Origin of the sequence: Pseudomonas quebecensis, assembly GCF_026410085.1 — a bacterium.
GTDB lineage: Bacteria > Pseudomonadota > Gammaproteobacteria > Pseudomonadales > Pseudomonadaceae > Aquipseudomonas > Aquipseudomonas quebecensis.
Window position 1 is genome coordinate 3,442,857 of record NZ_CP112866.1, and the last position, 23,175, is coordinate 3,466,031.

General features: G+C 61.3%; 21 protein-coding genes. 10 read left to right on the top strand and 11 right to left on the bottom strand.

The window, feature by feature from the left end; all coding sequences use genetic code 11:
- Nucleotides 1-22: 22 nt before the first annotated feature.
- Both OSC50_RS15995 and OSC50_RS16000 read left to right on the top strand, forming a co-directional pair.
- Entirely contained in the window at nucleotides 23-649 is a 627-nt protein-coding gene (locus OSC50_RS15995; protein ID WP_181081585.1) for a response regulator transcription factor, read from the top strand.
- A gap of 8 nt (nucleotides 650-657) precedes the next feature.
- Entirely contained in the window at nucleotides 658-4,293 is a 3,636-nt protein-coding gene (locus OSC50_RS16000) for a transporter substrate-binding domain-containing protein (RefSeq protein ID WP_266248617.1), read from the top strand.
- 21 nt (nucleotides 4,294-4,314) lie between these two features.
- Here the strand turns inward: OSC50_RS16000 and OSC50_RS16005 are convergent, their stop codons facing one another.
- Together OSC50_RS16005 and OSC50_RS16010 are read right to left on the bottom strand one after the other, a co-directional pair.
- On the bottom strand, nucleotides 4,315-4,797 hold the full coding sequence (locus OSC50_RS16005) for a GAF domain-containing protein (protein ID WP_181081583.1): 483 nt from the start codon (nucleotides 4,795-4,797) through the stop codon (nucleotides 4,315-4,317).
- Nucleotides 4,794-5,684 (bottom strand): ATP-binding protein, encoded by an 891-nt coding sequence (locus OSC50_RS16010; protein WP_181081582.1) that lies wholly within the window; start codon nucleotides 5,682-5,684, stop codon nucleotides 4,794-4,796. The genes OSC50_RS16005 and OSC50_RS16010 overlap by 4 nt, the downstream gene beginning before the upstream one ends.
- A gap of 163 nt (nucleotides 5,685-5,847) precedes the next feature.
- Between OSC50_RS16010 and OSC50_RS16015 the strand changes: the two genes are divergently transcribed.
- Nucleotides 5,848-8,157, top strand: coding sequence for a hybrid sensor histidine kinase/response regulator (locus OSC50_RS16015; RefSeq protein ID WP_266248615.1), 2,310 nt, complete (start codon nucleotides 5,848-5,850; stop codon nucleotides 8,155-8,157).
- On the opposite strand, the gene OSC50_RS16020 is transcribed toward OSC50_RS16015, so the two are convergent.
- From OSC50_RS16020 to msrB, 3 genes are all read right to left on the bottom strand, one after another.
- Nucleotides 8,111-8,602 (bottom strand): MarR family winged helix-turn-helix transcriptional regulator, encoded by a 492-nt coding sequence (locus OSC50_RS16020; RefSeq protein WP_266248613.1) that lies wholly within the window; start codon nucleotides 8,600-8,602, stop codon nucleotides 8,111-8,113. The two genes, OSC50_RS16015 and OSC50_RS16020, sit on opposite strands and share 47 nt — an antisense overlap.
- Complete coding sequence (locus OSC50_RS16025; protein ID WP_253511521.1) at nucleotides 8,599-9,084, bottom strand: glutathione peroxidase; 486 nt, start codon at nucleotides 9,082-9,084, stop codon at nucleotides 8,599-8,601. Before OSC50_RS16025 ends, OSC50_RS16020 begins: the two co-directional genes overlap by 4 nt.
- A 132-nt stretch (nucleotides 9,085-9,216) precedes the next feature.
- Entirely contained in the window at nucleotides 9,217-9,609 is a 393-nt protein-coding gene (gene msrB, locus OSC50_RS16030; RefSeq protein ID WP_253511517.1) for a peptide-methionine (R)-S-oxide reductase MsrB, read from the bottom strand.
- Between the two features lie 202 nt (nucleotides 9,610-9,811).
- On the opposite strand from msrB, the gene OSC50_RS16035 reads away from it, so the two are divergent.
- A complete protein-coding gene (locus OSC50_RS16035; RefSeq protein ID WP_266248611.1) occupies nucleotides 9,812-11,023 on the top strand; it encodes a pyridoxal phosphate-dependent aminotransferase in 1,212 nt (403 codons plus the stop codon).
- Nucleotides 11,024-11,327: 304 nt separating this feature from the next.
- Nucleotides 11,328-12,215 carry a protease HtpX gene (gene htpX, locus OSC50_RS16040; RefSeq protein ID WP_181081576.1) on the top strand — a complete coding sequence of 296 codons (888 nt, stop codon included), beginning with the start codon at nucleotides 11,328-11,330 and terminating at the stop codon, nucleotides 12,213-12,215.
- 58 nt (nucleotides 12,216-12,273) lie between these two features.
- Here the strand turns inward: htpX and OSC50_RS16045 are convergent, their stop codons facing one another.
- On the bottom strand, nucleotides 12,274-12,930 hold the full coding sequence (locus OSC50_RS16045; protein ID WP_253511511.1) for a thiopurine S-methyltransferase: 657 nt from the start codon (nucleotides 12,928-12,930) through the stop codon (nucleotides 12,274-12,276).
- Nucleotides 12,931-13,033: 103 nt separating this feature from the next.
- On the opposite strand from OSC50_RS16045, the gene OSC50_RS16050 reads away from it, so the two are divergent.
- The gene (locus tag OSC50_RS16050; RefSeq protein ID WP_253511508.1) at nucleotides 13,034-13,801 is read left to right on the top strand and encodes a DODA-type extradiol aromatic ring-opening family dioxygenase; all 768 of its coding nucleotides are present in this window, start codon (nucleotides 13,034-13,036) and stop codon (nucleotides 13,799-13,801) included.
- 77 nt (nucleotides 13,802-13,878) lie between these two features.
- On the opposite strand, the gene OSC50_RS16055 is transcribed toward OSC50_RS16050, so the two are convergent.
- Both OSC50_RS16055 and OSC50_RS16060 read right to left on the bottom strand, forming a co-directional pair.
- Complete coding sequence (locus tag OSC50_RS16055; protein WP_181081573.1) at nucleotides 13,879-15,552, bottom strand: DEAD/DEAH box helicase; 1,674 nt, start codon at nucleotides 15,550-15,552, stop codon at nucleotides 13,879-13,881.
- A 457-nt stretch (nucleotides 15,553-16,009) separates the two neighbouring features.
- Nucleotides 16,010-16,765 carry a spermidine synthase gene (locus tag OSC50_RS16060; protein ID WP_266248610.1) on the bottom strand — a complete coding sequence of 252 codons (756 nt, stop codon included), beginning with the start codon at nucleotides 16,763-16,765 and terminating at the stop codon, nucleotides 16,010-16,012.
- A 124-nt stretch (nucleotides 16,766-16,889) separates the two neighbouring features.
- On the opposite strand from OSC50_RS16060, the gene OSC50_RS16065 reads away from it, so the two are divergent.
- Entirely contained in the window at nucleotides 16,890-18,236 is a 1,347-nt protein-coding gene (locus tag OSC50_RS16065) for a class II 3-deoxy-7-phosphoheptulonate synthase (RefSeq protein WP_253511505.1), read from the top strand.
- 101 nt (nucleotides 18,237-18,337) lie between these two features.
- Here OSC50_RS16065 and OSC50_RS16070 read toward each other — a convergent pair whose 3' ends face one another.
- Nucleotides 18,338-19,567, bottom strand: a complete 1,230-nt coding sequence (locus OSC50_RS16070; RefSeq protein ID WP_266248609.1) for a winged helix-turn-helix domain-containing protein — start codon at nucleotides 19,565-19,567, stop codon at nucleotides 18,338-18,340.
- Between the two features lie 45 nt (nucleotides 19,568-19,612).
- Complete coding sequence (locus OSC50_RS16075; RefSeq protein ID WP_181081569.1) at nucleotides 19,613-19,819, bottom strand: DUF1127 domain-containing protein; 207 nt, start codon at nucleotides 19,817-19,819, stop codon at nucleotides 19,613-19,615.
- Between the two features lie 70 nt (nucleotides 19,820-19,889).
- On the opposite strand from OSC50_RS16075, the gene OSC50_RS16080 reads away from it, so the two are divergent.
- Nucleotides 19,890-20,771 carry a LysR family transcriptional regulator gene (locus tag OSC50_RS16080; RefSeq protein ID WP_253511502.1) on the top strand — a complete coding sequence of 294 codons (882 nt, stop codon included), beginning with the start codon at nucleotides 19,890-19,892 and terminating at the stop codon, nucleotides 20,769-20,771.
- Here the strand turns inward: OSC50_RS16080 and OSC50_RS16085 are convergent.
- On the bottom strand, nucleotides 20,761-21,510 hold the full coding sequence (locus tag OSC50_RS16085; RefSeq protein WP_253511499.1) for a sulfite exporter TauE/SafE family protein: 750 nt from the start codon (nucleotides 21,508-21,510) through the stop codon (nucleotides 20,761-20,763). The genes OSC50_RS16080 and OSC50_RS16085 overlap by 11 nt on opposite strands.
- Before the next feature lie 109 nt (nucleotides 21,511-21,619).
- On the opposite strand from OSC50_RS16085, the gene OSC50_RS16090 reads away from it, so the two are divergent.
- Both OSC50_RS16090 and OSC50_RS16095 read left to right on the top strand, forming a co-directional pair.
- On the top strand, nucleotides 21,620-22,570 hold the full coding sequence (locus tag OSC50_RS16090; protein ID WP_181081566.1) for a LysR family transcriptional regulator: 951 nt from the start codon (nucleotides 21,620-21,622) through the stop codon (nucleotides 22,568-22,570).
- A gap of 80 nt (nucleotides 22,571-22,650) precedes the next feature.
- Nucleotides 22,651-23,103, top strand: a complete 453-nt coding sequence (locus tag OSC50_RS16095) for a MarR family winged helix-turn-helix transcriptional regulator (RefSeq protein ID WP_253511496.1) — start codon at nucleotides 22,651-22,653, stop codon at nucleotides 23,101-23,103.
- Nucleotides 23,104-23,175: the final 72 nt, after the last annotated feature.

The window sequence follows — 23,175 nt, forward strand, 5'->3', positions numbered from 1 at the left end:
GCACCTGCATGGAAATGTAATCATGAACACAGTTTTTATTATTGATGACCATCCGGTTATAAGGCTTGCCATCCGAATGTTGTTGGAACATGAGGGCTACAAAGTAGTGGGCGAAACGGACAACGGATGCGATGCCATACAAATGGTCCGCGAATGCTTGCCGGACCTTATCATCCTGGATATCAGCATTCCGAAGCTCGATGGCCTTGAAGTGCTGTGCCGTTTCAACGCCATGAATACCTCGATGAAGACCCTGGTGCTCACGGCCCAGTCGCCCACACTGTTCGCTACCCGCTGCATGCGCTCCGGCGCCGATGGGTATGTCTGCAAGGAAGGCGACCTGAGCGAATTGCTCAGTGCCATCCGTGCCGTATTGTCGGGCTACAACTACTTCCCCAGTCAGGCCTTGAACGGCAATGGCGCGGATGCCGAAGTATCCAAGGAACTTGAACTGTTCAAAGCGGTAAATGATCGGGAGCTGATGGTATTGCAACTTTTTGCACAAGGCCGCACCAACAAGGAAATTGCCAAAGGCATGTTCCTCAGCAATAAAACAGTAAGCACTTATAAGAAAAGGCTGATGCAGAAACTTCAAGCCAAGTCCTTGGTAGAACTTATCGAGATGGCAAAACGAAACGCGTTAGTGTGAGAAGACGGATGCCCAGGCGTATAAAGGACTATCTGATTATATTGAGTGCCGGTCTGTGCTTCAGCATTGCCGTGCCTGCTGCCCCTCCAACCGGCCCGGAATACTTCAACTTACTGAGTCGTGCAGGCTCGGTACAACTGGAAACCCACCTGGACAAGGCCCAGCGCCAGTGGCTGCAGAACAAACGCGAACTGGTGCTGGGCACATCGGCCCCTGACTACCCGCCCTTTGATCTCACCTCCAGCGGACGCGACTATGAAGGCCTCACCGCCGATTACGCCGGGCTGCTGGCCAAGGCACTGGGCCTGCCGATCAAAGTGGTGCGCTACCCCACTCGAGAGGCGGCCATCCGCGCCCTTGAAACCGGCGACGTCGACCTCCTGGGCTCTTCCAACGGTTTCGAAGCTGCAAATCCCAATCTCAGTCTGTCGGAACCCTACGCCGTGGATCAGCCCGTACTGGTGACCCGCGAGGGCGAAACCCGCAGCCTCAGCGACGGCCTGGCGGGAATGCGCCTGGCCCTGGTGTATCACTACCTCCCCCTGGGCGAAGTCGAGAAGCTGTATCCCAACGCAATCATCCGCGCCTACCCGTCCTACCAGAACGCCTTGAATGCCGTGGCATTCGAACAGGCCGACGTGTTCCTCGGCGACACTATCTCCACCCATTACATGATCAACAAGGGCTACCTGAAAAACGTCCACATGGCCAATTTCGGCAAACACGAAGCCTACGGTTTCAGCTTTGCCATTGCCCAGCACCAGCACATTCTGCTGAGCATCGTCGACGCTGCGCTGATGGCGGTGCCCACCAGCGAACGAGAAACCATCGCCAAGCGCTGGAGCGCCGGCAGCGATATCCTGCTGACCGACAAGAAGTTGCAACTGACCTCGCGCGAAGAACGCTGGCTGCAGGAAAACCCGGTGGTCAAGGTGATCGTGAACGAAACCTTCGCGCCCCTCACATTCTTCGATGCCGAGGGTAATTTTCGCGGTATCACCGCCGACCTGCTGGAACTGATTCGACTGCGCACCGGGCTGCGCTTCGAGGTCCAGCGCGGGCGTGACGTGAACGAGATGATCGAGCAGGTCGAATCCGGTAACGCCGACATCATCGGCGCTATCGCCCCCAGCGCCGAACGCGAGGACCAACTGAACTTCAGCCGCCCCTATCTGGAAAACTCCTACGTTATGTTGACGCGCAAGGAGGAGAACGCCCCTATGGGACTGGAGGAAATGTCGGGCAAGCGTGTGGCGGTGACCCAAGGCAGCCCGCCGATAAAATTCCTGCGCGAGCACTTTCCGCAGATTCGATTGGTTGAAACCGGGGATACCTTCAAGGCCACTGAGTTGCTGGTTCAAGGACACGTCGATGGCGCCGTGAATACGCTGGTGGTCGCCAACTATTCCCTCTCCTCGTCCATGTTCCAGGACAAGGTTCAAACCAGCTTCAGCATAGGCACGACGCCCGCAGCGTTTGCCCTGGCGACCTCACGCGGCGCCACCGAACTCAGTTCGATTCTCGACAAGGCCCTGCTGAGCATCGCTCCTGATGAGCTGGGCGTGATCAACAGCCGCTGGCGAGGCTATACCGCCGCGTCCGACAGCTACTGGCGCAACTACCATGAACTGATCGCCCGCATCATTATCGGCACCGGCCTGCTGCTGTTGATTTCCCTGACCTGGAACGCCTACATGCGGCGCCAGATCAAACATCGCAAAATGGCCGAGCGTGCGCTTAATGACCAGTTCGAATTCATGCGCGCGCTGGTTAACGAAACACCGCATCCGATCTACGTACGTGACCGCAAGGGCTTGTTGCAGACATGCAACGACAGCTATCTGCAGGTATTCGACGTCAAGCGCGAGGACGTGATCGGCAAGAGCGCGGTGCAGATCAGTACCGCTCTTGCGCAGGAAGCGGCGCAATACCATGCCGACTACCAGCGCGTCGTGGCCGAAGGCAACCCGCTGATCCTGGATCGCACCCTGCACATCCGCGGTAAAAAACTCACGATTTATCACTGGATCCTGCCCTATCGCGACTCCGACGGCGAAGTCCAGGGCATCATCGGCGGCTGGATCGACATCAGCGAGCGACGCCAATTATTCGATGAGCTGCGCGCCGCCAAGGAGCGCGCCGATGAAGCCAACCGCGCCAAGAGCACATTCCTGGCCACCATGAGCCATGAAATCCGCACCCCGATGAACGCCGTGATCGGTATGCTCGAGCTCACACTCAAGCGCGCGGACCAGGGCCACCTGGATCGCCCGGCCATCGAAGTGGCCTACAACTCGGCCAAGGACCTGCTGGAACTGATCGGCGATATTCTCGACATTGCACGAATTGAATCCGGTCGCCTGAGCCTGGCCCCGGAGCGCGTGAACCTGCGGGACGTCATCGAGTCGGTGGTGCGCGTCTTCGATGGCCTGGCGCGTCAGAAAACCCTGAGTCTGCTGCTGGAATTCAAGCCTGACCTGGATAACACCGAAGTGCTGATCGACCCGCTGCGCTTCAAGCAGGTGCTGTCGAACCTGATCAGCAACGCAATCAAGTTCACCGAGCGTGGCCAGGTCAAGATCAAGGTGGAGGTGCTGCCGACCGACCTGGCACAGCAGGTCGAGATGAAACTGGTGGTGGAAGACACCGGCATCGGAATCAGTCGCGAAGATCAGTTGCGCCTCTTCGAGCCCTTTGCCCAGGCGGACAACTCCGGGCAACTGGCCAGGAGCGGCGCAGGCCTGGGGCTGGTGATCTGCCGCAGCCTGTGCGCCATGATGGGTGGGCAACTGAGCCTGAGCAGTGTGCCCATGGTGGGCACCCAGGTGCATATAAACCTGAAGATGACGCGCCTGCAGCCGGAACTGGCGGTGGAAGAGCACAAGCCACAGAGGCCCTCGACCGCGCCGGTACTCAATGTGCTGGTAGTGGACGATCACCCGGCGAACCGCCTGTTGATGTGCCAGCAACTGGGCTACCTGGGGCATCAGTTCAGCGCTGCGCAGAACGGCGCAGCCGGCTTCCAGGCCTGGCGCCAGGAGCATTTCGACCTGGTGATCGCCGACTGCAACATGCCCATCATGAATGGTTATGAACTCAGTCGTTCCATCCGCGAATACGAGCAGCGCGAACAACTGCCTCCCTGCGTGGTACTGGGCTTTACCGCCAACGCCCAGCCCGAAGAGAAGCAACGCTGCGCCCAGGCCGGCATGAACGACTGCCTGTTCAAGCCCATCAGCCTGACGGCGCTGGAACGGCAACTGGCGAAGATCCGCCCCCGTCATGCCGAGCAGCTCATCGACTTGGGCAATTTCGACGCCCTGACCGGCGGCGACCCGCTCCTGAGCCGCCGCCTGCTGGAAGAGCTGCTCAACAGCAGTCGTCAGGATCGCCAGGAATTGCTTGCCCTGACGAGCGCGCAGGCCCCCTACAAAGACATCATCGAACAGGCCCACAAAATCAAGGGCGCCGCGCGCATTGTCCAAGCCCGCGCCTTGGCGGCACAGTGCGAAGCCCTCGAACAGGCCTGCGGCCGGGGCGATGACCGGCCGTTGGTTGACGCGGGCGCAAAAGCCCTGGAAAAGCTGATGCTGGAGCTGGAAAGAATGCTGCAGGTGCAGCTCCACGAGTTGGACAACCCTTAACGGGCGGATGCTCCCAACGAATCAGCAGTCGGTCAAGCGCAGAAAGATCGCCGCCAGTTGCTCGATGCCCTGCTGGTCCTGCTCGGTAAAGCGGGCCAGCCTGGGGCTGTCGAGGTCGAGGACGCCGATCAACTGGCCGTTCTTGACCAGCGGCACCACCAGCTCGCTATTGGAAGCACTGTCACAGGCAATATGCCCAGGGAAGGCATGCACATCGTCGACGCGCTGGGTTTGCCGCGACGCGGCGGCCGCACCGCACACCCCCCGGCCAAACGGGATACGCACACAGGCGATCTGCCCCTGGAAGGGGCCCAGCACCAGTTCTTCATCACGGTTCAGGTAAAAGCCGGCCCAGTTCAAGTCGTCCAGTTGGTGAAACAGGAACGCAGAGAACTGAGCGCTGTTGGCGATGAAGTCGCGTTCATCGGCCAACAGCGACTCCAGCTGCGCGCAGAGCATGGCGTAGCCATCGAGGCCGGTTCCGGCATTTTGCAAATCGATCATGATTGACGCTCCAGCAATTTGAGGCCCACCCAATAACGGGCGAATTGATACGCGCAACGTCCGTTGCGGTTGCCGCGCCCGGTAGCCCAGCGCACGGCGAGAATATCGAGCGCTTCATCCCGCTGCCATTGCAACCCGGCCTTGCCCGCCAGCTCGCCGATCCAGTGTTCCACCACGTCCAGGAAGTGTTCCTGAGTGAACGGATAGAACGACAGCCACAAGCCAAACCGATCGGACAAGGCAATCTTGTCTTCCACGGCTTCGCTGGGGTGCAGTTCGCCGTCGACCCGTGCCCAATTGTCGTTGTCGCTCTGGTTTTCCGGCACCAGGTGGCGGCGGTTGGAGGTGGCATACAGCAGCACATTTTCCGGCGCCTGTTCCAGGGAGCCATCCAGCACACTCTTGAGCACGCGGTAGTCGCTTTCACCGGCCTCGAACGACAGATCATCACAAAACAGGATAAAGCGCTGCGGCAGCTTGAGCAGTTGCTCGACCACGCGGGGCAGGTCGGCCAGGTGGTCACGTTCGATTTCGATCAGGCGCAAACCGGCCGCGGCATGCTGGGCCAGCAAGGCGCGCACCATGGACGACTTGCCGGTGCCGCGCGACCCCCACAACAGCGCATGGTTGGCGGGCAGGCCATCGAGAAACTGCTGAGTGTTGCGGGCCAGTTGCTCACGTTGCTTGTCGACGCCGATCAGGTCGGACAAACGCATGTCCAGGCTGACCTCCAGCGGCAACAGGAACCCCGCGCGGCCTTCGCGCTGCCAGCGCGCGGCCAGGCAGTGCGTCCAGTCGATAGGCTGGCGAGGCGCTGGCAACAGGGGTTCGAGGCGGGCAAGTACGGCGTCGGCCCGCTCAAGAAAGGCGTTCAATCGAGAATCCACGATTATTCCTCTGGCAAGTTTTTGCAAAAGATGGCGTATTGGCAACCCTGCGACGGTCCGCAAAAGGCTGCGTATAAAACGATTCATGCCGGGCAGGCCAGAGCCTGTGGATGTTCAGCTATGCTTGCCGGGCGAAGGGAAACGTGAAGTGGTTCAACACTCGATGGATATCAAGTTCGCCCACCGCTTGTCTTATAAACAAGCCCGATTGACTGTGCTGGTCGGTTTCGTCTTGGGAACCTTGCTCAGTCTGATCCAAATCGCCATTGATTATGCCAGTGAAGACGCATCCATCAACCGTGAAATACGTTCGCTGATCGAAATCAGCCATAACCCGGCCTCACGCATTGCCTACAACATTGACGCCGAGCTGGCGCAGGAATTGACCCTGGGCCTGCTGCACTCCCCCGCCATCATCCGTGCGCAGTTGATCGACAACAATGGCCTGGTGCTGGCGGACGTCGGCCGGCCACGCAGCGAAAGCACGTACCGCACCGTGAGCGACCTGCTGTTTGGCGCCAACCGCCAGTTTGAAGACCGCCTGTACTTAAGCCACATGCCCAACGATGCCCTGGGGGTGCTGCGCCTGGACGTGGACACCTACGCCTTCGGCAGCCGTTTCCTGCGACGGGCCGAGATCACCCTGCTCAACGGCTTTGTACGCAGCCTGCTGCTGACCGGGATCCTGCTGGGCCTGTTCTACGTGATGCTGACCCAGCCGCTGGTTCGGATCATTCGCGAGTTGAGCGAGCGCAGGCATACCCGCGTGGACTGCCCGCCCGGGCACGAAAACGACGAGATCGGCGTTCTGGTCAGCGTGGCCAACCAGCAATTTGAAACCATGCAGACCGAGATCCAGCAGCGCCGCCACGCCGAAGACCGCCTGACGGAATATCTGGGTCAGTTGGAAGACATCGTTTCCGCCCGCACCCTTGAGCTCAAGGCCAGTAACCAGCGCTTGAGCCAGTCCAACGACGAGCTGGAGGCGGCCAAGATGAATGCACTGGGCATGGCCCAGGCCCGTGCGGCCTTCCTGGCGAACATGAGCCATGAAATCCGCACCCCGCTCAACGGTCTGCTGGGGATGATCGCGCTGTCCCTGGACAGCACCCTGAACGCCGAGCAGCGCCAGCAGCTCTCCATCGCCCATGACTCGGGCAAAGTGCTGGTGGAGTTGCTCAACGATATCCTCGACCTGTCCAAGTTCGATGCCGGCCAGCTGGAATTGGAGCGCATCCCGTTCGACCTGGGCGCGCTGGTGGAGGACACCGCCAACCTGTTATCGCAGAACGCCGCGCCGAGCGTGGAGCTGACCTGCCTGATCGACCCTCTATTTCCGTCCCAAGTGCTGGGCGACCCGACGCGTGTGCGGCAAATCGTCAGCAACCTGCTGTCCAACGCGCTCAAGTTCACGCGCTTTGGTCGCGTGGATGTGCGGCTGAGCAGCTGCGACGCCAAGGTGCGCATCGAAGTCTGCGACACCGGTATCGGTATCGCACAGGAAGCGCAGGTAAAAATTTTCCAACCGTTCACCCAGGCCGGCGCCGGCATTACCCGTCAGTTCGGTGGCACGGGCCTGGGCCTGGCCCTCACGCGCAACCTGTGCGAAGCCATGCACGGCCGCTTGAGCATCAGTTCGGAAGTCGGCTTTGGCAGCCAATTCTGCGCCGAACTGCCTCTGCCGCCCCATTCGCCCGCCGTGCAGCCACCGCCATTGAGCGGCGAAGTCATCGCCATCACTAACGCCAGCAGTGGCCTGACAGAGTTACTGAACACCCTGTTGCCCCACTGGGGCCTGACCCCGCGCTGCTACCCTCAGGACCAGGATCTGACCGGGCAAACCCCCGACCTGCTGATCACCGACTGCCCGGAGTGCCTGTTCCGTCTGCGGCCGGGGATTACCGCGCCGATCCTGGTGGTGACGGCCTACGGCAATTTCATGCCCGGCGAAGAAGTGGCAGCCCTCGCCCCCCTGCAGCAACAGGCGCGCCCGTTGAGCCGCAACGCGCTGTATCAGATCCTGCAACGTACTTTGCGCAGCGATGGCCAGTTGATCCTTGATCCGGTCCAACTGGAGTCCCCCCCGCTGGCCCACCGGGCGCGCATCCTGTTGGTGGAGGACAACCCGGTCAACCAATTGGTGGCCAAGGGCATGCTCAGCAAACTGGGATGCGAGGTGATCGTGGCCGCCCACGGGGGCGAAGCGCTTAAATGCCTGGAGCAGCAGACCTTCGACATGGTGTTGATGGACTGCAATATGCCGGTGATGAATGGCTACGAAGCCAGCCGACAGATTCGTAGCAGCGGGCGCTGGCCGGACCTGCCGATTGTTGCCCTGACGGCCAATGCCATGTCCGAAGAGCGTGAGCGTTGTCGGGCCGCCGGGATGAGCGACTACCTGGCAAAGCCGTTCCGTCGCGAAGAGCTCAACGCCCTGCTGGACCTATGGGTGCCGATGACGAACCCTCTCTGAGCTGCCCAAGCAACTGGTCCAGGCCATCGCGCAGGGCATCCGCCTGGTTCAGGTCGATGCCGCTGTCACACAATAGGCGTGCTTTGAGGCGGTGCGTATGGTCGCGCAGTTGCACGCCGGCTTCGCTCAAACTCAGGTGCACTTCGCGCTCATCCCCGGCGCTGCGCCGACGCTGCACCCAGGCCCGTTGTTCAAGGCGCTTGAGCAAGGGCGTGAGCGTGCCGGAGTCGAGCATCAGGCGTTCGCCCAGGCTCTTGACCGTGGGCTGCGCCGGCGGGAGGGCGTGCCACTCCCACAACACCAGCATCACCAGGTACTGCGGGTAGGTGAGGCCCAATGAATCGAGCATCGGTTTATAGGCACGGGTCACCGCCCGCGAGGCGGCATACAGTTTGAAACACAGCTGGTTGTCCAGGGCCAGTGATACGGCCGGCATCTCGGTCATTTGAGCAAGGCTTCGATCTCCGGGGCCAGGTCCTGCGGCTTAGTCGTCGGGCCGAAGCGCTTGACGACCTGACCCTCGCGACCGATCAGGAACTTGGTGAAATTCCACTTGATGCCCTTGGAACCGAGCAGTCCCGGCGCCTGGTTTTTCAACTGCACGAATAACGGGTGGGCATCGCTACCGTTGACATCGATTTTTTTGAACAGCGGGAAGCTGACGCCGTAATTCAACTCGCAGAATTCGGAAATCGCGCCTTCATCGCCCGGCTCCTGCTTGCCGAACTGGTTGCAAGGGAAGCCCAGCACCACCAGCCCCTGGTCCTTGTACTGCTGCCACAGTTGCTCAAGCCCCCTGTACTGAGGCGTGAAGCCGCATTTGCTGGCGGTATTGACCACCAGCACGGCCTTGCCGGCGAAATCGGCCAAGGTCTTTTGCTCACCCTTGATAGTCGTGCAGGGGATGCTCAGCAGGTTGTCGCTCATGGCAGTGCCTCGGATTATTAAAGTTGAAGGTTTTAAAGTAGCGAGCAATTCAATTGCACACAATTTAATTGAGCGCACTGATCATGCCCCATCAGGCCGGATCATGGGGCGCGAACAACGCGCCCGCTCACTTCAACGGGGCACCAGGTCCAGGCACACCGAGTTGATGCAATAACGCAAGCCTGTCGGCGGCGGGCCGTCCGGGAACACATGGCCCAGGTGCGCGTCGCACTTGGCGCAGGTGACTTCGGTGCGGATCATGCCGTGGCTGACGTCACGGATCTCGACCATCGCGCTGTCGGCGATCGGCTCATAGAAGCTGGGCCAGCCACAGCCGGAGTCAAACTTGGCGTTGGAATCGAACAGCGGTGCATTGCAGCAAATGCAGTGGTACACGCCGTCCGTTTTGGTGCCGTTGTACTTGCCGCTGAACGGTCGCTCGGTACCCTTGAGCCGGCATACGTTGTACTGCTCCGGATCCAGCATCGCTTTCCATTCTTCAACGGTTTTCTGCAACTTTTCCATCGGTACACCTCGGTAACTGAAAAACCCTGATCTGTGTCTTTTCCGTGGATCAGGCGGCACGTATGATTGCGCCTCTTCAAAACGCCAGTCTGGCACCCGCGCTACCGGCATTCAAACGTATTTCCGGGTGCGGACCTCGCAGCCTTCACAGTACGGTAGTGCCCGCGCCGTCTGGATCGTTCATTTTCAGGATCACATCGCCATGCAGGTCAGCAAATCGAACAAGCTCGCCAACGTCTGCTATGACATTCGCGGCCCAGTGCTCAAGCACGCCAAGCGCCTGGAAGAGGAAGGTCATCGCATCCTCAAGCTGAATATCGGCAACCCGGCGCCGTTTGGTTTCGAAGCGCCGGACGAAATCCTCCAGGACGTGATCCGCAACCTGCCCACCGCCCAAGGCTACAGCGACTCCAAGGGCCTGTTCAGCGCACGCAAGGCGGTGATGCAGTACTACCAGCAAAAGCAGGTGGAAGGCGTCGGCATCGAAGACATCTACCTGGGCAACGGTGTGTCCGAACTGATCGTGATGTCCATGCAGGCCCTGCTCAACAATGGCGACGAAGTACTGGTGCCGGCGCCTGACTACCCGCTGTGGACCGCCGCAGTAACCCTGGCCGGCGGCAACCCGGTGCATTACCTGTGCGACGAAGGCGCCGATTGGTTTCCTGACCTGGCGGACATCAAGGCCAGGATCACGCCGAACACCAAGGCGCTGGTGATCATCAACCCGAACAACCCCACCGGCGCCGTGTATTCGAAGGAAGTGCTGCTGGGCATGCTCGAACTGGCGCGCCAGCACAACCTGGTGGTGTTCTCCGACGAAATCTACGACAAGATCCTGTACGACGACGCCATGCATGTGTGCACCGCGTCCCTGGCGCCGGACCTGCTGTGCCTGACCTTCAACGGCCTGTCCAAGTCCTACCGCGTGGCGGGTTTCCGTTCCGGGTGGATTGCCATTTCCGGCCCCAAGCACAACGCCCAGAGCTATATCGAAGGCATCGACATGCTGGCCAATATGCGTCTGTGTGCCAACGTGCCAAGCCAGCATGCGATCCAGACCGCCCTGGGGGGCTACCAGAGCATCAACGACCTGGTGCTGCCGCAAGGCCGTCTGCTGGAGCAACGCAACCGTACCTGGGAGTTGCTCAACGACATTCCGGGCGTGAGCTGCGTCAAGCCGATGGGCGCGTTGTACGCCTTCCCTCGTATCGATCCAAAGGTCTGCCCGATCCTTAACGACGAGAAGTTCGTGCTCGACCTGTTGCTGTCGGAAAAGCTGCTGGTGGTGCAGGGCACGGCGTTCAACTGGCCGTGGCCGGATCACTTTCGCGTGGTGACCTTGCCGCGCGTGGATGACCTGGAAATGGCCATTGGTCGTATCGGCAGCTTCCTGAAGTCCTATCGCCAGTAACGAATATGCCGCCGTGCGACTTCCATTCAGTCGTACGGCGAGCATCTGGCAACACTTCTATATCGATTGCCCTGCTGCGCACTGCCCCAGCCTCGCGCTTGCCGCTATCCCCCTACAATTACAGGGCCGCAAGGCAAAAGAAGGTCGATATCGGGCGATGTTCCATGTGGGAAATTCCCTTCAAGGGTCTACATTCAGGCTGTAGGACACAGTTTGAAATAGTCGCTCGGTTGAATCACCCTATGCCGCACCTTATATACCCCGCAGTACGCAACATATTAAGCATGAGGAGAACTCTACAACCATGATGCGCATCCTGCTGTTCTTGGCCACTAACCTGGCGGTCGTACTGATTGCCAGCGTCACCCTGAGCCTTTTCGGCTTCAACGGGTTCATGGCGGCCAATGGGGTTGACCTGAACCTCAATCAGCTGCTGGTTTTCTGTGCGGTCTTTGGTTTTGCCGGCTCGCTGTTCTCGCTGTTCATCTCCAAATGGATGGCGAAGATGAGCACCAGCACCCAGATCATCACCCAGCCCCGCACCCGGCACGAGCAATGGTTGCTGCAGACCGTCGAGCAGTTGTCCCGCGAGGCGGGCATCAAGATGCCCGAAGTCGGGATTTTCCCGGCGTATGAGGCCAATGCCTTTGCGACCGGCTGGAACAAGAACGACGCGCTCGTGGCCGTCAGCCAGGGCATGCTCGAACGCTTCTCGTACGATGAAGTGAAGGCCGTGCTGGCGCATGAGATTGGCCACGTGGCCAACGGCGACATGGTCACCCTGGCGCTGGTACAGGGCGTGGTGAACACCTTCGTGATGTTCTTTGCGCGGATCATCGGCAACTTTGTCGACAAGGTGATCTTCAAAAACGAAGAGGGCCGCGGCATCGCCTACTTCGTGGCGACCATTTTCGCTGAAGTGGTGCTGGGCTTCCTGGCCAGCGCGATCGTGATGTGGTTCTCGCGCAAACGCGAGTTCCGCGCAGACGAAGCCGGTGCGCGCCTTGCCGGTACGGGGGCGATGATCGCGGCGCTGCAACACCTGCGCTCCGAGCAGGGCCTGCCGGTGCATATGCCGGACAGCCTGACCGCCTTTGGTATCAATGGCGGCATCAAGCAGGGCCTGGCTCGCATGTTCATGAGCCACCCACCGTTGGAGGAGCGTATCGACGCACTGCGCCGTCGCGGCTGAGGTCAACGGGCGACACGTACAAGGGGCGATCTGATCGCCCCTTTTTTGCGGGCGCGGTTTATATCCTGGTCAGCCGGTAGGCACGTTCGTCCAGGCGCGTGACACCGTCCTGCACGAACTTCCAGCTCTCGTCGAGGATGTCGCGCTCTTCCAGCACATCCACCGTCCAATGCGAGCCCAGCAAAACCTGCACCTCGTCATGGGCCACGGCAAACGGCGGCCCGGCCTTGAGTGCCTGATCGTAATCCAGGGTGATCAACAGGCCCTCACAGCCAGGGCGCAGCACCTGGTTCAAGTGCTCGGTATAGCGCGCCCGCAGCAACGGCGGTAAAGCGATCAACGCGGCACGGTCGTACAGCGCTGTGCAATCGGCCAATGCCTCGGCGTCCAACGCAAAGAAATCCCCGCACCACACCTCGATCGAGCTGGCCCGATAAACCGTGAACGCACCGTGCCTTGCCATTCTCGGCTGCAGGCCCTGCTCACTGAAGAAGGCCTGCACGGCCTGCTCCGACAGCTCCACTCCGAGCACGCGATGCCCCAGGCTGGCCAGCCATATCAGGTCCAGGCTTTTGCCGCACAGCGGTACCAACACCTGCGCACCGTGAGCCAGACCCAGTGAGGGCCAGTGCCGCTGCAAGTAAGGGTTGACCTCGGCCAGGTGAAAGCCGATCTGATTGCGCGCCCAACGGTCAAGCCAGAATTCAGGTTCCATGACTCCCCCCGAAAATTCGATCAAATGGAGCTAAAACTTATATTAGATTTAGATCAATGATCTGATTAAAGATGGGCCCATGTTAACGCTCAGGACCCCTTTTATGCTCCCCAGCCTGTTTATCTCCCACGGTTCGCCCATGCTGGCCCTGCAGCCCGGCGCCTCCGGGCCGGCGCTGCGGCAATTGGCGGCGCACCTGCCAAGGCCAACAGCGATTGTGGTGGTGTCGGCGCACTGGGAAAGCCAGGAATTGCTGGTCAGTGGCAATGCAGCTCCCGAAACCTGGCACGATTTCGGCGGCTTCCCTCGCGAACTGTTCGCCGTGCAGTATCCCGCCCCCGGCGCCCCGGAGTTGGCCCACGCCATCGTCGACTTGCTCCAGGCCGACGGCCTGAGCGCGCGCATCGACAACCAGCGCCCGTTCGACCACGGTACCTGGGTGCCGCTGTCGCTGATGTACCCGGCGGCGGATATTCCCGTGGTGCAGGTGTCGTTGCCCAGTCGCATGGGCCCCGCCCTGCAAACCCGCGTGGGCCGTGCCCTTGCCGACCTGCGAAAACAGCACGTGCTGCTGATCGGCTCCGGCAGCATCACCCACAACCTGGGTGAGCTGGACTGGCACGCCGGGCCGGAAAGCATAGAGCCCTGGGCTCGCGCGTTCCGCGACTGGATCGTGGAAAAGCTCGTGGCAGATGACGAAGCCGCGCTGCACGATTATCGCCTGCGGGCACCGCACGCCGTACGCAACCATCCCAGCGACGAGCACCTGCTGCCCTTGTACTTCGCACGCGGGGCCGGCGGCGCGTTCAGTGTGGCCCACCAGGGCTTTACGATGGGCGCGCTGGGCATGGACATCTACCGCTTCGACTGAGCGCAAAACCCAGGCAAAAAAAATCCCCGAACCGGTCGGGGATTTTTTTTGTGCGATCAATCAACCCAGGGGGCGGATCAATCTTCGCGGTAGCGACGCAGCTTCAGCTGCTTACCGGCAACGCGTGTGTCTTTGAGCTTGGTCAGCAGTTTTTCCAGACCGTCTTCCGGCAGCTCCACCAGGGAGAAGCTGTCGCGGACCTGGATACGACCGATGGCTTCACGTGCCAGACCACCCTCGTTGAGGATAGCGCCCAGCAGGTTCTTGGCAGCGATACCATCGCGCGCGCCCAGGGCGGTACGGCAACGGGCACGACCTTCAGCCAATGGAACCGGAGCGCGACGCTCACGATCACCACGGTCTGGACGGTCGCCGGAACGCTCTGGACGATCACCGCGTGGCGCGCTGTTCGGTACCAGTGGACGTTCTTTCTCGATGGCTGCCAGGGTCAGGGCCTGCCCGTTGGTCGCTTTGCGCAGCAGCGCAGCGGCCAGGGCACGTGGAGTGCAACCGATATCGGCGGTCAGGCGATCCAGCAGGTCGCCGTGGGTCGATTCAGCGTCAGCCACCAGGGGTGCCAGGCTGTTGGTCAGTTTCTTGATGCGGGCATCGAGAACGGCCTGGGCATCCGGCAGGCGGACTTCTGCAACTTTCTGACCGGTGACGCGTTCGATCACCTGCAGCATGCGGCGCTCACGTGGCGTCACCAGCAGCAGTGCGCGACCTTCGCGACCGGCGCGGCCGGTACGGCCGATACGGTGAACGTAGGACTCGGGGTCGTAAGGCATGTCAACGTTGAACACGTGGGTGATACGTGGAACGTCGAGGCCACGGGCGGCAACGTCAGTCGCCACAACGATGTCCAGACGGCCATCCTTGAGGGAGTCGATCACGCGCTCACGCTGGTTCTGGGCAATGTCGCCGTTCAGCGCAGCGGCCTTGTAGCCTTTGGCTTCCAGGGCGCTGGCCAGGTCCAGGGTCGCTTGCTTGGTGCGCACGAACATGATCAGGGCATCGAAGTCTTCGACTTCCAGCAGGCTCAATACCGCCGAGGTCTTCTGGTCAGCGTGAACCAACAGGTGAGCCTGTTCGATCGCGGTCACGGTCTGAGTCTTGGTCTGGATCTTCACGTGCTCCGGATCGCGCAGGTGGCGTTCGGCAATGGCACGGATCGACTGTGGCAGGGTGGCCGAGAACAGTACGGTCTGACGGGTCGCCGGCAGGGACTTGAAGATGACTTCCAGGTCATCCATGAAGCCCAGCTTCAACATTTCGTCAGCTTCGTCGAGCACCAGGTGGTTTACGGTCGACAGGACTTTCTCGTCGCGACGCAGGTGGTCGCACAGACGGCCTGGAGTGGCGACAACAATCTGCGCGCCGTTGCGGATGGCCTTGAGCTGCGGGCCCATCGGCGCACCGCCGTAGACGGCCACGACAGTAACGCCCGGCATTTGCTTGGCGTAGGTTTCAAAAGCGGTTGCTACTTGCAGCGCCAACTCGCGGGTTGGCGCCAGGATCAGGGCTTGCGGTTCGCGCTTGGCAGGATCGATGCAGTGCAGGATAGGCAGGGCGAACGCGGCGGTTTTACCGGTACCGGTTTGCGCCTGGCCGATCATGTCCTTGCCGGCCATGATGATCGGGATCGATTGCTGCTGGATAGCCGAAGGTTCTTCGTAGCCGGTCGCTGCGACGGCTGCAAGAATGTTCGGGTTAAGATTAAAAGCGGCGAAGCCGCCGGTTTCCTGGGTCATGGGTCTGCCTCTGAGTGCATCCGCAAAGACCCATGCTCCAAAGCTGCGCATGCCGTGTTGAGACTCAAGAGTCGCCCTGGCTGCTTTGTCGGCGGGGATTTGCGAAAACGAATGAATGAAAAAGATTCGTCAAGGAAGAGTCCGCTGTGCGGACGTGCAGCCGAAGCTGACTTCGGGGAATTGCGCTACCTAAACGCGGCCTGCTTAAAGGCCGGCGCGCACTATACCGGAAATACCTGAAAAAGGGAGCTTTTTTTATCGCCGGGCGCCGATAAAGCGCGTTGCGCCAGAGCTTTTTGAACGCCAGGCCAGGGGCTTGGTTTTTCAAAGGCCCGGCCCCGCTGGTCAAGGCGCTTAAACGGTTCACCTGTCCTGCACGTTCGTTTGGTCCGAAACCTGCTCGCGCACCGCACCGTTAAGTCATCGGGCCTGTCGGCTTTAAGGCACGCTCAGCCACTCAGGTGGCCGGGCGAATCGCCTTGATCAACGGCTGCAACGAGTAACCCAGTCGCGGCGCCAGCGCTTCGGCGCGGCCCGCGAGCGCCTGCATGTCCAACGTTTGATCCAGATCCGATGACACCAACAGGATCACGTTGCCCTCCTTCACCGGCAATTCCCAGTAGTGGCGGTGGTACAAGCCGCGCAGCAACGCCGCGCCCAATGGCTTGCCATCGTCGGTGGCCCATTGGTTGATGACCAGCCAGCCGCCGGGGTTGAGCTTCTTCTGGCAGTTTTCCAGGAACGCCCAGGCCAAGTGCCCAACGCCGGGGCCGACATCCGTGTACAGGTCGACGAAAATCAGATCGGCCGTTTCCGCGCTTTCCAGCAACTGCAGGGCATCGCCGATGCGAATATACAGACGCGGATCGTCGTCCAGCCCCATGTACTCGATGGCCAGCCGTGGTACATCCGGGCGCAGTTCGATGGCCTCCACGTCTTCCAACGGCAGGAACTTGAGGCACGCCTGGGTCAGCGTACCGGCACCCAGGCCGAGGAACAGCGCGCTCTCCGGCTGCTCGTGGCACAACGCGCCAATCAGCATGGCGCGGGTGTAGTCGTATTCCAGCCAGCTTGGGTCGGCGGTGAACACGCAGCTTTGCTCAATGGCATCGCCGAATTCGAGAAACCGGTAATCGGCCACTTCGAGCACACGGATCATGCCGAAGTCATCATGGACCTCGGCCAGCACGCGCTCGACACGCTCCTCTGTCATCACTGCTCCTAAAGGGTTTACCGTGAGGCAAAGGCGCGATTGTCGGCCAACCGGCGGCAGCAGGTCACGCACTAATTGCTGATAACATTGGCGCCCGACCGTCAATCAGCCAATCGAGTTCAAGATGAGCCAACCGTGGAGCCCCGAGAGCTGGCGCGCCCTGCCGATCCAGCAACAACCCCACTACCCGGACGCCGCGCACCTGTTGCAGGTGGAGCAGAGCCTGGCCAGCTACCCGCCGCTGGTGTTTGCCGGGGAAGCACGCGAGTTGCGCCGCCAGTTTGCCGAAGTGACCCAGGGCCGGGCTTTTCTGCTGCAGGGTGGCGACTGCGCCGAAAGTTTCGCCGAGTTCTCCGCCGCAAAAATCCGCGACACCTTCAAGGTGCTGCTGCAGATGGCCATCGTGATGACCTTTGCCGCCGGGTGCCCGGTGGTGAAAGTCGGACGCATGGCCGGCCAATTCGCCAAGCCACGCTCCGCCAATGATGAAACCATCGACGGCATCACCCTGCCCGCCTACCGCGGCGACATCGTCAACGGCATCGGCTTCGACGAAAAAAGCCGCGTGCCCGATCCGGACCGCCTGCTGCAGTCCTACCATCAGTCCACCGCCACCCTCAACCTGCTGCGCGCGTTCGCCCAGGGCGGCTTTGCCGATTTGCACCAGGTGCATAAATGGAACCTGGACTTCATTGCCAACTCGGCGCTGGCCGACAAATACAGCCAACTGGCCGACCGCATCGACGAAACCCTGGCTTTCATGCGTGCCTGCGGCATGGACAGCTCGCCGCAACTGCGCGAAACCAGCTTCTTCACCGCCCACGAAGCGTTGCTGCTCAATTATGAACAGGCCTTCGTACGCCGGGACAGCCTGACCAACGACTATTACGACTGCTCGGCCCATATGCTGTGGATCGGCGACCGCACCCGCCAATTGGACGGCGCCCATGTCGAATTCCTGCGCGGGGTGAACAACCCGATCGGGGTCAAGGTCGGCCCAAGCATGGACCCGGACGATCTGATCCGCCTGATCGACATCCTCAACCCGGACAACGACCCCGGCCGCCTCAACCTCATCGCCCGCATGGGCGCCGGCAAGGTCGGCGACCACCTCCCCAACCTGATCCGCGCCGTGCAGCGCGAGGGCAAGCAGGTGCTGTGGAGTTCCGACCCGATGCACGGCAATACGATCAAGGCCAGCAGCGGCTACAAGACTCGGGATTTTGCGCAGATCCTGGCGGAGGTGAAAGCGTTCTTCCAGGTGCATCAGGCCGAGGGCACCTATGCCGGCGGGATCCATATCGAGATGACCGGGCAGAACGTCACCGAATGCATCGGCGGCGCCCGGCCGATCACCGAGGATGGCTTGTCAGACCGCTACCACACCCACTGCGACCCACGGATGAATGCCGATCAATCGCTGGAACTGGCGTTCCTGATTGCCGAGACGTTGAAGCAGGTCAAACGCTGAGACTGGGCCGACGCCCTCGTGGGCAAGCCCACACCCACAGGGAATGCAGTGTTCGATGCAAAGCATTCCCTGTGTGAGCCGGGCTTGCCCGCGATAAGGCCCTAACGGCCAACATCCAAGCCGATCATCGCGCCGCGCAATCGATCGGCACTGGGCCTTTGGCAATTGAGCTGTATCTGCTGCAACCCCAGCCAGTCGGCCATCTGGCGCAAATTCACGGCCAACGCTTGCATCCCTTCTTCGTCCAGGCCCGGCTCTTCTTCGTGCACCGCATGCACCGCCAGGCGCGAGTGGGTGCGTTCGGCGCGCAGGTCAACCCGCGCGGCGATGCGTTCATTGTGCAGGAACGGCAGCACGTAATAGCCGTACACCCGCTTGTGTTGCGGGGTGTAGATCTCCAGCCGGTAGCGGAAATCAAATAGACGCTCAGTGCGGCTGCGCTCCCAGATCAGTGAATCGAACGGCGACAGCAAGGCACTGGCCAGCACTTTGCGCGGCACGGTTGGGGTTGGCAGGCAGTACGCCGGTTGCTTCCAGCCCTGCACCCGACAACTGAGCAACTGGCCCGCATCCACCAGCTCGGCGAGGCGAGTGCGGCTGTCGGCGGGATCCAGTCGAAAGTAATCGCGCAGGTCTTTTTCGGTGCCCACGCCCAAGGCGGTGGCGCTGTGCAACAACAGCGCGCGCTGAGCCTCGGCTTCGCTTACGCGGATGCGCAGGATATCGCTGGGGATGACCCGCTCCGGCAAATCGTACAGACGCTCGAAGCCACGTCGACCGGCCACAGTGACCAGGCCTGCCGCGAACAGCCATTCCAGCGCGTGCTTCTCGTCACTCCAGTCCCACCACGGCCCGGCGCGCTCTGCTCGGGTCGACAGGCTGCCCGCGCCAAGCGCGCCCTGTTGCTCCACGGTCTTCAGCACGCGCTGGATCACCGCCTGTTGTTCACGACCGAAACGCGCCATCTGCGCATAAATGCCCTGCCCCTGCTGCGCCCGCGCCATGCGCCAGCGCATCAATGGGTACAGCGCCATCGGCAGCAACGAGGCCTCATGCCCCCAGTACTCGAACAACGAACGCCGCCGCCCCTGACTCCAGGCCGCTTGTTCGAGAATCGACGGGGAATAGCTGCCCAGGCGCGAAAACAGCGGCAGGTAATGGGCACGCACCAACGCGTTGACCGAGTCGATCTGCAGTACCCCCAAACGCTCGATCAAGCGGTTTACATGAGCGGCCTTGATCAGCGCCGGCGGCTGCCGCCCGGCGAAGCCTTGGGCCGCCAACACCAGGCGGCGCGCTTGCTTGAGTGAAAAACACGGGTCGGCGGGCATGTCAGTCTCCATCGGGCCTCGCCGCCTACCCTACTGCATCCATGGCTATTTTCGCAGCGGGTCCTGCCAAAAATGCTGATGACGCTCGCGCTCAACGTCAGCGCGGTTGAGACCAAGGTCCTTCAATGCGTCGTCGCTCAAAGTGGCCAGCAACTGACGCTCCTGATGCAATGCCTGCCACCGGCTCACGACCTGAAACAGCCCGGCAAACGGGCGCTTCGCCAACAGCACAAAACCTTTCTGACCTTTCATGCTGTCACCCTCCCTTGGGGATGACGCCAGTGTGTGCGCGGGGCTATGATCAATCCAACGAATGTTTCTTATGCAACACATCTCCGAGATTGATCAATTGTCCGGCTACCCAAGTATCGATACAGACGTACTGCGCACCTTCGTGGCCATTGCCGATCATGGCGGTTTTACCCGCGCCGGTGAGTCGGTCAACCGCACTCAGTCGGCGGTAAGCATGCAGATGAAGCGCCTGGAGGAAGATGTGCTGCAGCGCAAGCTGTTTGAGCGCGAGGGTCGCCAGGTGCGATTGACGCCGGAGGGCCAGGTGTTGCTGGGGTATGCGCGGCGTATCCTCAAGCTGCACAGCGAAGTGTTCAACACCTTGCGTGAGCCGCATATGGTCGGGCTGGTGCGCATCGGCACGCCTGACGACTACGTGATGCGCTTCCTGCCGGGTATTCTCAAGCCATTTTCCAAGGCGTATCCGTTGATCCAGATCGAGATGCATTGTGAGTCGTCAGCGGTGCTGATGCAGCGACGGGATCTGGCGTTAACCGTGGTCAGCCGCGAGCCGGGCAACGAACTCGGCGAGCTGCTGCGTACCGAGCGCATGGTGTGGGCCGCGGCCCCGTGCTTTTGCGCGGACGAACACGACGCGCTGCCACTGGCGGTGTCCGGCAACGATTGCGTCTATACCCAATGGACCCGCGCCGCGCTGGAGGCGGCCGGACGGGACTATCGCCTGGCCTATCACAGCACCAACGTCGCGGCGATCCAGGCGGTGGTCAACGCCGGGCTGGCGGTGATGATCTGCATGGAAAGCCTGGTGACCGAAGAGTTGCGCGTGCTCGGCAGCGACGAAGGCTTCCCGCCGCTGCCGTCGATGAACCTGCATTTGTTGCGCAACGCAACGATGACCTCGCCGATCACCGAATGCCTGGCCGATTACATCCGTGAAGGCTTCAGACTTTGAACATCAACATCACCGCACACGCCACCAGAAAGCCGCAGAACAAGCCGCGCAGCAGCCGTTCCGGCATCGCATGGGCGACTTTCACGCCCCAGCTGATGCTGAGCAACCCGCCGATGGCCAGCGGCATACCGATCATCCAATCCACTTCGTGATGCCAGGCATAGGCCACCAGGGTCACGCTGGTGCTGGGCAGCGCGAGCGCGAGCGACAAGCCTTGCGCGACTACCTGGGTCGTGCCGAACACGCTGGTCAATACGGGTGTGGCGACGACCGCGCCGCCGACCCCGAACAAACCACCCATGGAGCCGGACGCCGCACCCAACACGCCCAGCCACGGCCAGCTGTAGCGCATGTGCGCCGTAGGCGGCGCGTTGCGTGTGAACATGCGCAGCACGTTGTAAGCCGACAGCACCAGCAAAAACGCGATAAAGCCAATGCGCATCGCCCCGGCATCCAGACCAACCGCCCAGATCGATCCCAGCCAGGCGAAGATAAACCCCATCACGCCCAACGGTAAGGCGTGGCGCAATTCGATACGGTTGCGTTGATGATAGCGCCACAGCGCCAGCATCACGTTGGGCACCACCATGACCAGCGCCGTGCCTTGGGCAATCTGTTGATCCAGGCCGAACAGCACGCCCAGCACCGGGATAGCAATCAGCCCGCCACCAATGCCAAACAGCCCGCCGACCGTGCCGAGGGCCGCGCCCAATACCAGGTAAATCGCTACATCCAACACCGTGTGTGACTCCGCATACCCCAAGACCTTGCATGCTACGCAGTCGTGCCTGGCGCGGAAACGCACAGCAACGCACAATGGTTATGCCGATCTCGCACAAGCAGCCGCCATGAATCCCAATACCCTGACCGATCAACTGAGTCTTTTCCTGGATGTGCTGGAGACCGGCAGTTTTTCCGCCGCCGCGCGTCGCCATCCGATCACGCCGTCGGCAGTGGCCCGGCGTATCGACAGCCTGGAAAATTCGGTTGGCAGTCGCCTGTTCCAACGCAGCACCCACGCGGTGGTGCCGACCCCGGCGGGCATGGCGTTTGCCGAGCGCGCGCGGCGGATTGTCAGCGAGCTGCAACTGGCGAGAGCCGAAGCGGTGTCCCTGAGTCACGCGCCGGAAGGCCTGATTCGGGTGGACGCGCCGGCGGCCTTCGGTCGACGTCACCTGGCGCCGGTGATCGCCGACTTTCTCAACGTGTACCCCGGACTGGATGTGCACCTGCATCTGATCGACAGCTTCGTGGACATGCAGGGCGCACATCTGGGCAAAGTCGACCTGGTGCTGCGCGCCGGCCATATCGTCGATACGCGGCTGATCGCCACTCCTTTGGCCAGTATCGTGCGCATCGCCTGCGCCAGCCCGGCGTACCTGAAAAGTCGCGGCACGCCGACCCACCCTCGTGAATTGAGCGACCACGACGGCCTGGACTGGGATGGCCTGGCACCGATGTTCGCCTGGCGCTTCGAACTCGACGGGCGCCGTGCCACTTACCGCCCGCAGCGTATCCGCATGAGTGCCAACAACGCAGAGGCTCTGCTTTGCGGCGCGTTGGCCGGATTAGGTATCGCTCACCTGCCGACCTGGCTGGCCAGTGAATATCTGGTGCGCGGCGAACTGTTGCCCTTGTTCTGCCAGGAAGGCCTGCCCAACCCGGAAACCACCGGGATCTACGCGCTGCGCCTGGAACAGCAGCCCAATGCGCGCAGTCGTTTGTTGCTTGAGTACCTCAAGTCACGTTTCAGCCCGGTGCCGCCCTGGGACCTGGCGCTGCAAAGCGGGCTGATCTGAACGGCGGGTCAGAATTACCTGGCGCATTAAAGATTTGCCCGCTAGATTCAAAATCAGACCTATTTTTTAAGGCACCACCCATGAGCAAAAATCCCGCACCCTGCGAATCCTTGATGCTGGACAACCAGTTGTGCTTCGCGCTGCACTCCACCTCGCTGCTGATGACCAAGGTCTACAAACCGTTGCTGCAAGCGCTTGGCCTGACCTATCCGCAGTACCTGGCCATGATGGTGTTGTGGGAAGAAGATGGGTTGACCGTCGGCGAAATCAGCAGCCGTCTGCTGACCGATCCGGGGTCTCTGACCCCCCTGCTCAAACGCCTGGAAGTAGAAGGCCTGCTCAGCCGTACCCGCAGTCGTGAAGATGAACGCGTAGTGGTGGTGGAGCTTACCGACGCCGGCCGCGCCTTGCAGGATAAGGCCATGGGCATTCCTCAGTGCATTCTTGGCGCCAGTGGTCTGGAGCTTGAGCAATTGCGCAAGCTACAGGCTGACTTGCTGGCATTACGCGGCAACCTGCAGAACGCGATCTGAACACCGCCACACCCAGGTGAGCGTGGGCTTGCGACCCCGTTAGCCTGGGGTCCGCCAGCCCGCCTGTCACTG

What these genes read in the sequence shown, in the direction of transcription:
- OSC50_RS16090 (WP_181081566.1), top strand. Translation starts at nt 21,620, where the DNA reads ATGAATCCCAATACCCTGACCGATCAACTGAGTCTTTTCCTGGATGTG.
- OSC50_RS16050 (WP_253511508.1), top strand. Translation starts at nt 13,034, where the DNA reads ATGCTCCCCAGCCTGTTTATCTCCCACGGTTCGCCCATGCTGGCCCTG.
- OSC50_RS16070 (WP_266248609.1), bottom strand. Translation starts at nt 19,567, where the DNA reads ATGCCCGCCGACCCGTGTTTTTCACTCAAGCAAGCGCGCCGCCTGGTG.
- OSC50_RS16020 (WP_266248613.1), bottom strand. Translation starts at nt 8,602, where the DNA reads ATGACCGAGATGCCGGCCGTATCACTGGCCCTGGACAACCAGCTGTGT.
- OSC50_RS16075 (WP_181081569.1), bottom strand. Translation starts at nt 19,819, where the DNA reads ATGAAAGGTCAGAAAGGTTTTGTGCTGTTGGCGAAGCGCCCGTTTGCC.
- OSC50_RS16005 (WP_181081583.1), bottom strand. Translation starts at nt 4,797, where the DNA reads ATGATCGATTTGCAAAATGCCGGAACCGGCCTCGATGGCTACGCCATG.
- OSC50_RS16055 (WP_181081573.1), bottom strand. Translation starts at nt 15,552, where the DNA reads ATGACCCAGGAAACCGGCGGCTTCGCCGCTTTTAATCTTAACCCGAAC.
- OSC50_RS16015 (WP_266248615.1), top strand. Translation starts at nt 5,848, where the DNA reads ATGGATATCAAGTTCGCCCACCGCTTGTCTTATAAACAAGCCCGATTG.
- OSC50_RS16080 (WP_253511502.1), top strand. Translation starts at nt 19,890, where the DNA reads ATGCAACACATCTCCGAGATTGATCAATTGTCCGGCTACCCAAGTATC.
- OSC50_RS16000 (WP_266248617.1), top strand. Translation starts at nt 658, where the DNA reads ATGCCCAGGCGTATAAAGGACTATCTGATTATATTGAGTGCCGGTCTG.
- OSC50_RS16060 (WP_266248610.1), bottom strand. Translation starts at nt 16,765, where the DNA reads ATGACAGAGGAGCGTGTCGAGCGCGTGCTGGCCGAGGTCCATGATGAC.
- OSC50_RS16045 (WP_253511511.1), bottom strand. Translation starts at nt 12,930, where the DNA reads ATGGAACCTGAATTCTGGCTTGACCGTTGGGCGCGCAATCAGATCGGC.
- msrB (WP_253511517.1), bottom strand. Translation starts at nt 9,609, where the DNA reads ATGGAAAAGTTGCAGAAAACCGTTGAAGAATGGAAAGCGATGCTGGAT.
- OSC50_RS16065 (WP_253511505.1), top strand. Translation starts at nt 16,890, where the DNA reads ATGAGCCAACCGTGGAGCCCCGAGAGCTGGCGCGCCCTGCCGATCCAG.
- OSC50_RS16095 (WP_253511496.1), top strand. Translation starts at nt 22,651, where the DNA reads ATGAGCAAAAATCCCGCACCCTGCGAATCCTTGATGCTGGACAACCAG.
- OSC50_RS16025 (WP_253511521.1), bottom strand. Translation starts at nt 9,084, where the DNA reads ATGAGCGACAACCTGCTGAGCATCCCCTGCACGACTATCAAGGGTGAG.
- OSC50_RS16035 (WP_266248611.1), top strand. Translation starts at nt 9,812, where the DNA reads ATGCAGGTCAGCAAATCGAACAAGCTCGCCAACGTCTGCTATGACATT.
- htpX (WP_181081576.1), top strand. Translation starts at nt 11,328, where the DNA reads ATGATGCGCATCCTGCTGTTCTTGGCCACTAACCTGGCGGTCGTACTG.
- OSC50_RS15995 (WP_181081585.1), top strand. Translation starts at nt 23, where the DNA reads ATGAACACAGTTTTTATTATTGATGACCATCCGGTTATAAGGCTTGCC.